Here is a 13,424-nt window from a genome sequence, read left to right as displayed (position 1 = left end):
TCAACGAACCCGGGCCTCGGCCCGGGTTTTTTGTCGACCGTCGACCGCGATCCACCAGCCGTTCACCGCTCGCTTCGTCATTCGCCCGCCGCGATTGCAGGCCCGCCAATGTCGTGCGAAGGACTGGTCGAAGCGTCGGCCGGGCCGGCGGGTTGGTTCATGCACCAGGGAGTGTTTTCGGCGTGGCGTTTTCCATCGCGATCGGGCCGCGGGTCCGCAAATCGCCCTTCTTCGAGGCGACCGTCAAGGCGGGAGTGACGGGTTTCACGATCTACAACCACATGTACATGCCCGTCTCGTACGGCGATCCGCTCGGCGAATACTGGCGCCTCGTCGAGGGCGTCAGCATGTGGGACGTGGCCTGCGAGCGCCAGGTCGAGATCGCTGGTCCGGACGCTGGCAAGCTCGCGCAGTACCTGACGCCGCGCAACCTCTCGGGCCAGGTGGTGGGCCAGGGCAAGTACGTGCCGATCTGCGATCACGCCGGAACTCTCCTCAACGATCCGATCCTCCTCAAGCTTTCCGAGGAGAAGTATTGGCTTTCGATCGCCGACAACGACCTTCTGTTCTGGGTGCGCGCCATCGCGAACGAGCGCGGCTTCAAGGTGGCGGTCAGCGAGCCCGACGCCTCCCCGCTCGCGGTCCAGGGTCCGCTCGCCGAGGAGGTCGTTGCCGGTCTGGTGGGCGATTGGGTGAGGCAGCTCAAATACTTCTGGTTCCGTCCCCATACCATCGACGGCATTCCACTGATCATCCAGCGCAGCGGTTGGTCCAAGCAGGGCGGTTTCGAGCTTTATCTTCTCGATGCGAGTCGGGGTGGCGACCTTTGGCGGCTCGTCGCGGCGGCCGGCAAGCGCCACGGCATCGCCCCGGGTTGCCCCAATGCCATCGAGCGCGTCGAAAGCGGGTTGATCTCCGTCGGCGGTGACACGTTTGGCGACACCAACCCGCTGGAGCTGACGCTGGCGCACTATTGCGATCTCGACCAGCGTGCGGCCTTCATCGGCAAGGAGGCATTGCGCCGCATCCGCGACGAGGGCCCCAAGCGCCGCCAGGTCGGCCTGATCGTCGCCGGGCGTGCGCTCGATCCGACCGGCCATCGCCTCAAGGTGCTGCGCAAGGGGCGCCAGGTCGGCTGGCTGACCGCCCTCGCCCACTCGCCGCGCCTCAAACAGAATGTCGCGATGGCACTCCTCGATCGCCGCATCAAGGATGGAGCCGATGATCTCGTCGTCGTCCTCGAAAACGGCAAGGAGCGTGCCGCTCGGATGACGGGCCTGCCCTTCTGCAAATGACGTGAGCCCACTCCGCGCTCCATGTCCGCAAGGCGTTGCGTGGTGCACAGCCGCGTACGCCGTCCGCCCCGAGACTTTTGCCTGGCCCTGTCGTCACTGCTAAGCAGGCCGAGGGGGTGTTGAGTCGAAGAGATCGCCAGGAGACGAGCCGATGAATGCGACCAACCTGCCGAGGCGGAACGATGGCGCTGCAGAGCGTTCCGCAGTGGGTATCGGCGCAGACCGCAAGTGGGTGTATTTCTTCGGTGGCGGCGCGGCGGAAGGCGCCGCCAGCATGAAGGAGTTGCTCGGCGGCAAGGGCGCCAACCCCGCCGAGGTGGCCAACCTCGGCCTGCCCGTGCCACCCGGCTTCACCATCACCACCGAGGTCTGCACGGCCTATTACGCCAATGGCCGCGCCTTTCCCGATGGCCTCGCCGCCCAGGTGCGCGAAGCGATCGCAGGGGTAGGGCGCGCCGTCGGTGCCGAGTTCGGCTCCCGCGCCAATCCACTGCTGGTCTCGGTCCGCTCCGGCGCGCGCGCCTCGATGCCCGGCATGATGGACACCGTCCTCAACCTCGGTCTCAACGACGAAACCGTCGCCGGCCTTGCCGCCAAGTCAGGCGACGCGCGCTTTGCCTACGACAGCTACCGCCGCTTCATCCAGATGTACGCGGACGTCGTTCTCGGCGTCGAGCACGGGGTCTTCGAGGACATCCTCGACAATCACAAGAGCCAGAACGGTTACCTCAACGACACGGACATGGACGCCGACGATTGGCGCCAGATCGTCGACGCCTACAAGGCGGCCGTGGAAGAGGAACTCGGCACGACGTTCCCCATGGATACCGAAGCGCAACTATGGGGCGCGATCGGCGCTGTTTTCTCCTCCTGGCAGAACGCCCGCGCCATCACCTACCGCCGTCTGCACGACATCCCCGACGAATGGGGCACGGCCGTCAACGTCCAGGCGATGGTATTCGGCAACCGGGGCGATTCGAGCGCGACGGGCGTGGCGTTCACCCGCGATCCCTCGACCGGAGCCAAGGCCCTCTATGGCGAGTTCCTGGTCAACGCACAGGGCGAGGACGTGGTGGCAGGCATCCGTACCCCGCAGAGCCTGACCGAGCGCGCCCGCCTTGCCGCCGGCGACACCAAGCCCTCCCTCGAGGCACTGATGCCCGCCGCTTTCGCCGAACTGACGGCGATCTACGAGCGGCTCGAGGCGCATTACCGCGACATGCAGGACCTCGAGTTCACGATCCAGGAAGGCAAGCTCTGGATGCTGCAGACCCGATCGGGCAAGCGCACCACGAGTGCCGCCATCAAGATCGCGGTGGACATGGCGAGCGAAGGCCTCATCACGCGCGACGAGGCGGTGCTACGCATTACCCCCGAGGCGCTCGACCAACTCCTCCATCCGACTCTCGATCCGGCTGCGGAGCGCCAGATTCTTGCCTCTGGGCTCCCGGCTTCGCCCGGCGCGGCCGCGGGCGAGATCGTCTTCACTGCCGACGACGCCGAGGCGATGCGCCAGCAGAACCGCCCATGCATCCTGGTGCGCGTCGAAACGAGCCCGGAGGACATCCACGGCATGCACGCTGCCGCAGGCATCCTGACGACGCGCGGCGGCATGACCTCGCACGCAGCGGTCGTAGCGCGCGGCATGGGGCGGCCGTGCGTTTCGGGCGCCGGCTCGATCCGGATCGACGCCAAGAGCGAGACCATGACGATCGCAGGTGAGGTCTTCCACCGCGGCGACGTCGTCACCATCGACGGCACGACCGGGCAGGTCCTCAAGGGCGCCGTCCCGATGCGTCAACCGCAGCTCTCGGGCGACTTCGGCACGCTGATGGCCTGGGCCGATGGTGTCCGGCGCATGAAGGTGCGGGCCAATGCCGATACCGAGCGCGACGCCCGCCAGTCGCGGGACTTCGGCGCGGAGGGAATTGGCCTCTGCCGCACGGAGCATATGTTCTTCGAGGAGGAGCGCATACTGGCGGTGCGCGAGATGATTCTCGCCGAGGCGCCCGAGGGCCGGCGTACTGCACTCGCCCGTATCCTGCCGATGCAGCGCGACGATTTCATCGCCCTCTTCGAGACGATGTCCGGCCTGCCCGTGACGATTCGCCTGCTCGATCCCCCGCTGCACGAATTCCTCCCCCACGAGGATCACGAGATTGCCGAGGTCGCCGGCTCCATGGGGGTTTCGGCGGTGCGCCTCAAGGATCGAGTCAAGGAGCTTTCGGAATTCAATCCCATGCTGGGGTTCCGCGGCTGCCGTCTCGCCATCCGCTATCCCGAGATCCCGGAAATGCAGGCGAGAGCCATCTTCGAGGCGGCTGTCGAGGCCGCACGGCGGACGGGCGCGCCCGTCGTCCCGGAGATCATGGTGCCGCTGGTCGTCGGGCGCGCCGAGTTCGAGGTGCTGGCAGGTATCATCGACCGGGTCGCGGGCGAGGTGCGCACGAACTCTGGCATGGCGATCGATTATCAGGTCGGCACCATGATCGAGTTGCCGCGCGCCTGCCTGATGGCCGGCGAGATCGCGCGGCGCGCCGAGTTCTTTTCCTTCGGCACCAACGACCTCACGCAGACCACTTTCGGCCTCAGCCGCGACGATGCCGCGCCGATCCTCGACACTTACCTGCGACAGGGCATCCTCGAACAGGATCCCTTCATCTCCGTCGACCAGGACGGCGTCGGCGAACTGGTGCGCATCGCCATCGAGCGCGGTCAGGCTGTCCGCCCCGACATCAAGCTCGGCATTTGCGGCGAGCATGGTGGAGAGTCGCACTCGATCGATTTCTGCGAGCGTGCGGGCCTCGATTACGTGAGCTGCTCGCCGTTCCGCGTGCCGATCGCGCGGCTCGCCGCCGCCCAGGCGGCGCTGCGCGCGCGGGCGAGGTCGCAGGCGGGCGCCGCCGCCTGACCCGCCAGCGACGCCTCACGTGGTCATGCCGTGCGCCCGCCAGATCGGCCCATAGACGGCATGCCCGGACACGTCGGTGACGAGTGCCCGAAGGCGCGGTTGCAGGATCGGATAGGGGAACCAGGTGAGGAGCATCGCGAGGTAGACGTCGGCGATCGACATCTCCTTGCCCAGGAGGTACGGCGAAAGCTCGGACTCCACGATGTCGAGCGAGCGGCGCATGTGTGCGGCTGCCGCCTCCTTCACCCCGGCCGCGCCGGCCGGATCGCTGCTGTAGCGATCGCTGTAGTAGTGGCGCAGGTCCGCCTCGTAGATGTTGCAGGCCATGAAGAGCATCCAGCGCAGGAAGCGCGCGTGCGCGCTCGTGCCCGGACGTGGTGCGAGCCCGGCGTCGGGGTACACGGCGGCGATATGGATCACCATGGCGGCCGATTCCGTCATCGCCGTTCCGTCCGGCAGCCGCATGGCGGGCACCTGTCGCAGCGGACTGATCGCAAGGAAATCCGCGTTGTCCGCGCCGCCCGTATCGCGGGAGATTTCGACCACCTCGTAGGCGGCGCCCGCCTTGGCGAGGGCGGCCTCGACGGCATAACCCCCCGTGCTGTTGCGACTGTAGAGAACGTAGCTCATTGTCGTTCCTCTCCCTGCGTTCTTGTCCGCGCCGGTCATCACCGGTGATCGTTTCCACCCGGCGCGATCGCCAGTTCCAGATAAACCACGCCCTTGGTGCGGTCCGCTGACCAGCGTTCGCCGAACGCGGCAAAGCCGAGGCGCTCGTGAAAGCGCAGCGATCCGGGATTGGGCGGCGAAAGGTTGACCTCGCAGATCAGCGTTTCGCGCCGTCCTGAATAGGTCTCGAGGGCCGCCTCATAGAGTGCATGTCCGATCGCCTGCCCGCGAAACTCAGGGGCGATCGCGATGCGGTCGACGTAGGCGAATCGCGCCCGTCGCTGCGAGATCCAGCGGTAGTTCTCGCTCGCGTATCCGTTGCCTTCCACCATCAACAGGATGAAGCCGGCGGCTTCGCCCAAGATGCGCGCGACCAGGGTCGTGTCGGCGAGCGCGAGCAGTGTCGGAAAATCCTCGAGCGGCAGGCTTCCAACACCCGGCGTCGAAGCCTCGTTGATGGTGTGCAGGCGTGCCACCTCCTCGGCGAGCGCCGGTCCGATCGACAGCGACCCCGGCCCCGGTCTCATGCGCCGACCTCGCTGCTCGAACGTGTCGCGCTCCCAGGGATGTTCGTGGCCTCGCGGGCGACGGCCCGGTCAGGGGCCGATGCGCCGCTCGCGGCGACCTCGGGCGTCAACGGCACCTGACCGGTCATCGGCTGGAACGGCTCTTGATCGGCTGCGGGTACGGCTTCGGAGCGCGTCAGGCGATAGCTGACGAAAACGGCGTAGGCGGCCGCCAGCACCATCGCGACGTAGGTGAAGACATGCGGCCCGTAGGCGGCCGTCAGAACTGTCGCCAGCGCGGGTACGATGATCGCCGCCGTCGACCAGACGACCAGCAGCGTGCTCGAGAGCGAGACGTAGTCGGCCTGGCCGGCACGGTCGTTGGCATGAGCGGTTGCGACCGAATAGACCGTCTCCGTGGCTCCGGCCCAGATCGCAAAGACGAGGCCGACCAGCAGCAGGGACGTGAAGTCGAGCCGGAGCGCAAACGCGCCCATGGCAAGCACGAGGCCACAGGCGAGAACCAGCACATAGCGCCGGTCGATGCGGTCCGAAAGAGCTCCGAGCGGCATCTGAACGCCGAGCATGCCCATCTGGATGGCCAGGAAGAGCAAGCCGATTTCATCCTTACCCATGCCCTGCGACGTCGCATAGACCGGGCCGAAGCCATGCAGCGTCGTGGAAAGGCCACCCGAGGCAAAGAGACCGACCAGCCCGACCGGCGAGATCCGCCAGGTGCGTCTGACGGCAATTGCAACGTCGAGCGGTGGCGGCGGCGTCGCAAGCCGCGTCAGGGCGATCGGCAGGATGGCGAGCGTGATGAACCAGATGGCCAGGAGCGGCGCCTGCGCCCCCTCGATGGAGACATACCGGATGAGGAACCCACCGAGGCCCTGGCAGAGGATGTAGGTTGTGTAGAACCCCGCCATCACGCGCCCGCGCCACGCGTTGCCGGTGACGTCGTTGAGCCAGCTCTGTGTGGCGACGAACAGCCCGGTGCTCGCGAGGCCGTAGAGGTACCGGGCAGGCAGCCAGGTCGCGATGTCGACACCCGTTGTCAGCAACAGCGCCGAGACGAGTGTCAACGCGGCCATGGCGGCGAAAACCCGTGCCGGCCCGACCCGTCGCACGAGTGGTCCGGCCAGTAGGCAGCCGGTGAAGGCGCCGACGGACATCACCGTGAACACCGCGCCCGGCACCCAGGGATCGTAGCCACCCGCCGCCAACTTGACTGGCACGTAGGCAAAGAGCAGCCCGCTGCCGATCGCCAGCAAGGACATCGAGAGCATGATGCTCAGGATGGCAACGGGTGGGCTGGCAGCATCGGGCGTTCGCATCGGGGCCACTCACGGGTCAACTGCCGGCATCGAGGACGATCTGATGGATGGCAATCGATGTCTTCGCTCGCCAGCCAGCGACAGAACGCTCGGCGAAGGCGACACGCGGACATCCGCGCCACTCAGCTTCGGTTCATCTGCATCGGTTAGTCTGTCGGTCGTCGGCCACCAGCTTCCATCCAGTGGCTGGGCACCGATGTCCTCTCGCCCTTCCATTCGTGCACCAGATTGGCCGAACCGGGAGCAACGACGATGAACCGCCAAGAGATGATCGCAGTGACGAACGAGACGATGACCCTCGTCCAAGGTCTTGCGGCCGTGCTCGGTGCCGTTGCCCTTGCGATCGTCTGCGCGGCCGGCGCTGCGGCGAGCAACCCCGTTCTACCGATCGCCGTGAACTGAGCCCGGACCGCCGATTGGGATGGTTCGGGCAATCACTCGACGGTTGTTCGCGATTGCGCAATCGCCGTGACGGCCCGCCCGACGACTCCGGCTCTCGACCCCCCGGCCGACCGCTCCGGCGCACCCCTTGCCGAGGCGAACGGATTTCCCGTTGGGGGGGGCTCTCCGAAATCGACTTCCCACGCATCGAGCAATCCACGACTCGTCACCCGCAGGGCGCCATTCGAGGTCGCCTTTGCGCCAACGCGTGGCGCGCGAGCGAGTTCGCATCCCAGTGGTATTTGTGATACCAGGGGCGCTCAGCAACGTGAGCGCTGCGCGAGGTGGCGACATGGCGTCGGGAGGAGACAGTCGATGACGGTCAAGAGTGATATCGAGATTGCCCGCGAGGCAAAGATGAAGCCGGTGGTCGAAATCGGAGCCAAGCTCGGAATTCCGGCCGACGCACTTCTGCAATTCGGCCCGGTCAAGGCCAAGATCTCCTACGACTTCATGAACTCGCTGAAGGGCCGGCCCGACGGCAAGCTCGTGCTGGTGACGGCGATCAACCCGACCCCGGCGGGCGAGGGCAAGACGACGACGACGGTCGGCCTCGGCGACGGTCTCAATCGCATCGGCAAGAAGACCGCGATCTGCCTGCGCGAGCCGTCCCTCGGCCCATGCTTCGGCGTCAAGGGCGGCGCGGCCGGCGGCGGATATGCACAGGTCGTCCCAATGGAGGACATCAACCTCCATTTCACCGGCGATTTCCATGCGATCGGCGTGGCACACAACCTGCTCGCCGCCATGTTGGACAACCACATCTATTGGGGCAACGAACTCGGCATCGACGTTCGACGCGTCCAATACCGCCGCGTCGTGGACATGAACGACCGCGCGCTGCGCAAGATCGTCAACTCGCTCGGCGGCACCGGTAACGGCTACCCGCGCGAGGATGGCTTCGATATCACCGTCGCCTCCGAAATCATGGCCATCTTCTGCCTGGCGACCAGCCTTGCCGACCTCACCGAGCGCATCGGCAACATCGTCGTCGGCTACACGCGCGGCAAGAAGGCGATCCGCGCCCGCGACTTGAAGGCGCACGAGGCGATGGCGGTCCTGCTGAAGGACGCGCTGATGCCGAACCTCGTGCAGACGCTGGAGAACAACCCCGCGTTCATCCACGGCGGTCCGTTCGCCAACATCGCCCATGGCTGCAACTCCGTGATGGCGACGCAGACGGCCCTCAAGCTCGCCGACTACGTCGTCACCGAGGCCGGCTTCGGTGCCGACCTCGGGGCCGAGAAATTCAGCAACATCAAGTGCCGTAAGGCGGGTCTCAAACCTGACGCCGTGGTCCTGGTCGCGACTGTCCGCGCCCTCAAGATGCACGGCGGCGTCGCAAAGGACGATCTCAAACACGAGAACGTCGATGCGGTGCGCCGCGGCTGCTCGAACCTCGCCCGCCATCTCGAGAACATGAAGAAGCTTGGCCTCCAGCCGGTGGTGGCGATCAACCAGTTCATCACGGATACCCCGGCCGAACTCGCGGCCGTGAGCCAGACCGCCGAAGGCCTCGGGGCCAAGGCGATCGTCGCCTCGCATTGGGCGAACGGCAGCAAGGGAACCGAGGAACTCGCGCGCGAGGTCGTGCGCATCGTCGAGAGCGGCAAGTCGAACTTCAAGGTCCTCTATCCCGACGACATGCCGCTCTTTGCCAAGATCGAGACGATCGCGAAGGAGTTCTACCGCGCCAGCGAGGTGACGGCGGACGCTTCGGTTCGCAATCAGCTGAAGGCCTGGGAGCAGGAGGGCTTCGGCAACCTTCCCATCTGCATGGCCAAGACGCAGTACTCGTTCTCGACCGACCAGAACCTCAAGGGTGCGCCCGAGGGCCACACGGTCAATGTGCGCGAGGTTCGCCTTTCGGCCGGTGCCGGCTTCATCGTCGCCGTCACGGGTGACATCATGACCATGCCGGGCCTTCCCAAGGTGCCCTCCGCCGAATCGATCCGGCTCGATGAGCACGGGCTGGTCCAAGGCCTCTTCTAGCATCGACGCGGCCCCCGGTCTTGCCTCGGGGGCCGTCCGTCTGGTCTGGTGGTGGGGGGCGATTGCCTCGCTGTGGTTCGCCACGCCCCCCGTTTGCGCTACTTGGCCAAGGGTTGGCGCCCGTCCGGGGGCGTGCGAACCGCAAAGTGCAGCGGATTCCTCGCTCCGGCCTTCTGCACGACCATCTTTGCCGCAAACAATCGGATCGAACTGAGCTATCGTCGGGGCAAAGCTCCTGTCTGCCGGGCGGTGGTTGACGGCGATTGACCACCGCGTAGGCTGTCGCGCGCGGCGGTTCGTAGCTTTTCTGGAAGCGACGCAGCGTACAGAGCCTTGCGGTTGGGCGGCCGGCAAGTGGGTAGGTGGGATCGGGTTTGCGCCTGGGCACGCCTCGTTGAGATGTGAACGCGTTCGAGATCAGTAGGGTGCTATTGCGTCCGGTGCCTGCATCCGGTAACGGCGGGTGCGCTCCCGGAGGCGGCGGGACGGGGCGAGCGACAAGACAACGGCGCGCCATCGAGCAGGAGCCGGGGGTGGTCAGGGTCTGCGTCTTCTCCAAATATGACGAGCAAGGCGCGAGCTCGCGAGTACGCCTCTACGGGTATGCCGATCGCTTTCGCAAGGCCGGCATCGAACCTCACTACTATCCACTGCTCGATGGTCAGTATCTGCGCAATCTCTATGCCGGGCGCCCGCGCGATCGCCTGCACTTGATGGGGCGTCTCGCAGGCCGCCTTGGCCAGCTCACGAACCTGCGCAAGTTCGACATCCTTTGGATCGAGTACGAACTCTTTCCCTATCTTCCGTCCGTCTTCGAGCGGTTGGTGTCGAGGCCATTCGTGCTCGATTTCGACGATGCGATCTTTCACAACTACGACATGAGTCCGAGCCCACTGGTTCGCGGCCTGCTCGGTCGCAAGATCGACGTCGCCATGGCGCGGGCCAGCGCAGTGACCGTAGGCAACTCCTATCTGGCCGGCCGCGCCGAGGCCGCTGGTGCTCGCCGCATCCTCAATGTTCCGACCCCGATCGAAGCGGCGCGCGTCGTGCGCGAGCCGCCGGCAGCGCAGCCATTGAACGGACCGCTCCGCATCGGTTGGATCGGCACGCCGGTCACCGCGCGCTATCTCTCCATCGTGCGCGATGCGATTGCCGAGGTCGCGCGCAGGCAACCTGTGGAGATCGTCCTGATCGGCACCGCAACCTCACCGCTGGACGGGTTGCCGGTGCGTTACGTTCCTTGGACGCTCGCCACCGAGGCCGAGAGCCTCGCCGCCATCGACGTCGGCATCATGCCGCTCGACAAGACACCGTGGTCGCTGGGCAAATGCTCGTTCAAGCTCCTCCAGTACATGGCCTCGGGCAAACCCGTCATCGCCAGTCCGGTCGGCATGAACAACGACGTGGTCCGGCCCGATGTGAACGGCTTTCACGCAACCGACACGGCTTCCTGGGTGATGGCCTTCGAGCGGCTCGCCGGCGACCCGGCCCTGCGTGCACGCCTCGGCGCGGGTGGTCGCGATCTCGTGCTTTCCCAATACACCTACGACGCGACCGCGCCGCGCCTCGTGGCCCTGTTCCAGGAACTGGTCGCTGAGCAGCGGTCGCCCTCCGTGATGGCTTGACGCGGTTCCCCGCGATCGGCGCATCGAGGGAGGGGGGTGTCGATGCACGGCCATAGTGTCGAGCGAACGCGGTTGGGCCCGCCTGTTCGCCCTTGAATTGGGCGGTTGCCTCGTTCAGCGTCCGCTCGACCTGCTCACCGCCAGCCGGAGTTTCGATGCCGGGCACCGCGTATCTGCCATTGGCTATTGGCCGTACTTCAGCGGCGTCGGATGGGCCGAGTCTGCTGGCGCGCGGCGTCGTGGCGGTTTGCCGCCTCGTATTGCGCCATCGGACGCAATCTGCCGGGCTGAGGTCCTTCGCGGTACCGCTCCTTCTGATCGTGGCGCTCCTCTCCAGCCTGTCGGCCAAGGCCGGCGCGCCGCCGCCCCCCGCCTCCGACTGGCTGGCCGGCGAGCGGCTGGCGTGGTCGTGTATTTCCAAAGGGTTGGAGGCTGACCTCTATGCCGGCCGCTGCGTGGCGCCGAGGCGCGGCTCCCCGCCGATGATCTTCCGGCGGGCGCTCTGCGACCGCACCTTCGACTGGCTGCCTCACGAACCGCAGGTCGCCGCTCGTCTGCGCTCCTCGTTCCTGGCCACGATCATGACCGAGGCGACCTACCGCGAGCACGTCAAGCCGATCGGCATCCGCATTTCGAATGCCGTGTTCTGCGACCGCTTCGACCTCGAGAACGTCCATACCGACATCAACCTGGTGCTCGACAAGTCGTATTTCCACGGTCCGGTCGGCTTCCAGAATTTCCGGACCACCAAGAACCTCTCCATCGAGGCTGCCAACATCGCCCAGACGTTGAGCCTCCGGCGGACCCGCATCGAGGGCTCGCTGTTCCTTTCCGGCAGCGCCATCGGCAGTCTCGTCAGCCAGGACCTCGTCGTCGACTCGAGCCTGGTTGCCCGAAACGCGTTCGTCTACCTCTTTGCCACCCTTGCGCGCGCGCGCATCACCGGTCGCCTCGATTTCGGCGACGCCATGCTCTCCCACCTCACGATGAAGCACGCCACGATCGGCGCCGATGTTTCGCTGCATGGCACACAGGCGCGCTGCGGCGCCACGCTGGTCGGCAACACGATCGAGGGCGATCTCGTGATCGACGGGATGCGCTTTTCCGGCCGTGAGGGCGACATCTTCACCTGGTCGCTTGGCAAGGGCGACTGGCCGAGCTGGCTCACGGGTCTTTCGCCGAGAGAACGCGATCGCGTGGAAGACTTCCTGCGCGCCCGCATGCGAGACGAGGGCGAGGGAGAGTGGCGTTACGGCGATTGTCGCACGCGCGATGGGCGGCCCCTTTTCGGCTATTTGAAACTCAACGAGCAACGGGTGCGCGGGACGCTCTGCCTGCGCAACGTCTATGGCGATCGTAGCGGGGCCGGCGCTGGCGATGGCTGGCGCGAGGCCGAGCCGTTCCGCGTCATGCTCAACGGCGTGCGCAGCGAAGGGGCCATCGTCCTCAACTGGTCCGAGCGCGCCGGCGACGGCGGCTTCCTGCGTGATGGGCCGAACGCGCTCTGGCAGATGGTCGGCATGGAGACCCGCAGCATCGTCAGCGAACTTGCGGCTTGGCCGACGACATTCCAGTTCCATGATGTCGCCTTCGACCGCATGATCGACGGGCGCTCGAGCTGTGAACTCGAGCCCGAAATCACCGGGTCCACCGCCTCGGGCGGTCTGGTGATGTTCAGGCCGCCGAGCGACGAGGCCCTGGTGTCATGGCTGGAGCGCAATGGAATTCATTCCGCCCAGAGCTATGGGCAGGTCGTCCAGGTGCTGCGCAGTATCGGCCGCGACGCGACGGAGATCGAGGTGGCGCTCGCGGGCCTGCGGCTGCGCGAACTGGTGGAGGCGGCGCCCCGCGCGATCTTCCCTGAGAATGGTGCGATCGAGTCCGCCCGCGCGGCCATGGGGGACTTTGCCGCTACATCCCTGATGGCGGATCAGGCCGCTCGGTATCTCTGGTCGTGGTCGAAGGTGCAGATTCTGCGCCTCTACGGGGTTCTGATCGACTTCGGCCACCGACCGCTGAAGATCGTCACCTGGATCATCGGCACGGTCATTCTTTTCGTCCTCATCCTTCGCTGGCGCGAGGCGGGCAAGGTCTACCGCGTGCGCACCGGCCAGAGTGAGAGCGAGTACGTGCGCCCCGGGCTCTTTTATGCCGTCGACATGTTCGTGCCCTTCATAAAACTCCGCGACGCGCATTACGGATTCGAACTCGACGACCCGCTGGCAAGGTACGCTCTCTATCTCTATCAACTCGTCGGCTACCTGTTCTCGGCGTTCCTTCTTGCCGGCATTTCGGGGCTCACGTCCTGAAGCAACCGATTGCATTGCCATCGCAACTCCTCGTTGCTGCGAGGACACGCGAGCGCGGGCACATCGTATCGATCCTCTGCACGGCCTTGCCCGGCGGAGCAAATCAGCCGAACCTGGAGCACGCAGGTTGACTTGGGGGCCTGCAGGGGTGTCGTCATCTGCGGCGCCCATCTGGGGTGAAGGCGCATGACACCTCACGCCTGCTGGGGCCGGCTGCCACGGCTTCGAGACGTGATCTGCTTCCGGCAGGCACCGCATGTTCCCCATGCGGACCCCGTATCAATCGATCAGGCGACTGGACCAATGGGCCGGATCTCTGGCGGACGCGCTGGCGTTCAC

8 protein-coding genes are annotated in these 13,424 nt (G+C 66.1%); 5 read left to right on the top strand and 3 right to left on the bottom strand.

Annotated elements, in window-relative coordinates; all coding sequences use genetic code 11:
• The first annotated feature begins 182 nt into the window (after positions 1 to 182).
• A complete protein-coding gene (locus tag GC150_12645; GenBank protein ID MBI1385750.1) occupies positions 183 to 1,295 on the top strand; it encodes a glycine cleavage system protein T in 1,113 nt (370 codons plus the stop codon).
• A 151-nt stretch (positions 1,296 to 1,446) separates the two neighbouring features.
• Positions 1,447 to 4,206, top strand: a complete 2,760-nt coding sequence (locus tag GC150_12640) for a pyruvate, phosphate dikinase (protein MBI1385749.1) — start codon at positions 1,447 to 1,449, stop codon at positions 4,204 to 4,206.
• A gap of 15 nt (positions 4,207 to 4,221) precedes the next feature.
• Here the strand turns inward: GC150_12640 and GC150_12635 are convergent, their stop codons facing one another.
• Genes GC150_12635 through GC150_12625 form a run of 3 tightly spaced genes read right to left on the bottom strand, consistent with a single transcriptional unit; the run spans position 4,222 to position 6,718 of the window.
• Positions 4,222 to 4,875, bottom strand: a complete 654-nt coding sequence (locus GC150_12635) for a glutathione S-transferase family protein (protein ID MBI1385748.1) — start codon at positions 4,873 to 4,875, stop codon at positions 4,222 to 4,224.
• Positions 4,875 to 5,402: a GNAT family N-acetyltransferase gene (locus GC150_12630; GenBank protein ID MBI1385747.1), complete on the bottom strand. Its 528-nt coding sequence runs from the start codon at positions 5,400 to 5,402 to the stop codon at positions 4,875 to 4,877. The genes GC150_12635 and GC150_12630 overlap by 1 nt, the downstream gene beginning before the upstream one ends.
• On the bottom strand, positions 5,399 to 6,718 hold the full coding sequence (locus tag GC150_12625; protein ID MBI1385746.1) for an MFS transporter: 1,320 nt from the start codon (positions 6,716 to 6,718) through the stop codon (positions 5,399 to 5,401). The genes GC150_12630 and GC150_12625 overlap by 4 nt, the downstream gene beginning before the upstream one ends.
• Positions 6,719 to 7,474: 756 nt before the next feature.
• On the opposite strand from GC150_12625, the gene GC150_12620 reads away from it, so the two are divergent.
• The 3 genes from GC150_12620 to GC150_12610 all read left to right on the top strand — a co-directional run bounded on the left by GC150_12620 (position 7,475) and on the right by GC150_12610 (position 13,085).
• Positions 7,475 to 9,151, top strand: a complete 1,677-nt coding sequence (locus GC150_12620) for a formate--tetrahydrofolate ligase (protein ID MBI1385745.1) — start codon at positions 7,475 to 7,477, stop codon at positions 9,149 to 9,151.
• 533 nt (positions 9,152 to 9,684) lie between these two features.
• Positions 9,685 to 10,776 (top strand): glycosyltransferase, encoded by a 1,092-nt coding sequence (locus GC150_12615; GenBank protein ID MBI1385744.1) that lies wholly within the window; start codon positions 9,685 to 9,687, stop codon positions 10,774 to 10,776.
• Positions 10,777 to 10,931: 155 nt separating this feature from the next.
• The gene (locus GC150_12610) at positions 10,932 to 13,085 is read left to right on the top strand and encodes a hypothetical protein (protein ID MBI1385743.1); all 2,154 of its coding nucleotides are present in this window, start codon (positions 10,932 to 10,934) and stop codon (positions 13,083 to 13,085) included.
• Positions 13,086 to 13,424: the final 339 nt, after the last annotated feature.

Source organism: Hyphomicrobiales bacterium (genome assembly GCA_016125495.1).
Classification (GTDB): domain Bacteria; phylum Pseudomonadota; class Alphaproteobacteria; order Rhizobiales; family RI-29; genus RI-29.
This window is presented reverse-complemented; position numbering and strand designations above follow the sequence as displayed.

Excerpts from the sequence above, each read along its gene's own strand:
- GC150_12640 (MBI1385749.1), top strand. The coding sequence starts at position 1,447 with ATGAATGCGACCAACCTGCCGAGGCGGAACGATGGCGCTGCAGAGCGT.
- GC150_12635 (MBI1385748.1), bottom strand. The coding sequence starts at position 4,875 with ATGACCGGCGCGGACAAGAACGCAGGGAGAGGAACGACAATGAGCTAC.
- GC150_12630 (MBI1385747.1), bottom strand. The coding sequence starts at position 5,402 with ATGAGACCGGGGCCGGGGTCGCTGTCGATCGGACCGGCGCTCGCCGAG.
- GC150_12625 (MBI1385746.1), bottom strand. The coding sequence starts at position 6,718 with ATGCGAACGCCCGATGCTGCCAGCCCACCCGTTGCCATCCTGAGCATC.
- GC150_12620 (MBI1385745.1), top strand. The coding sequence starts at position 7,475 with ATGACGGTCAAGAGTGATATCGAGATTGCCCGCGAGGCAAAGATGAAG.
- GC150_12610 (MBI1385743.1), top strand. The coding sequence starts at position 10,932 with ATGCCGGGCACCGCGTATCTGCCATTGGCTATTGGCCGTACTTCAGCG.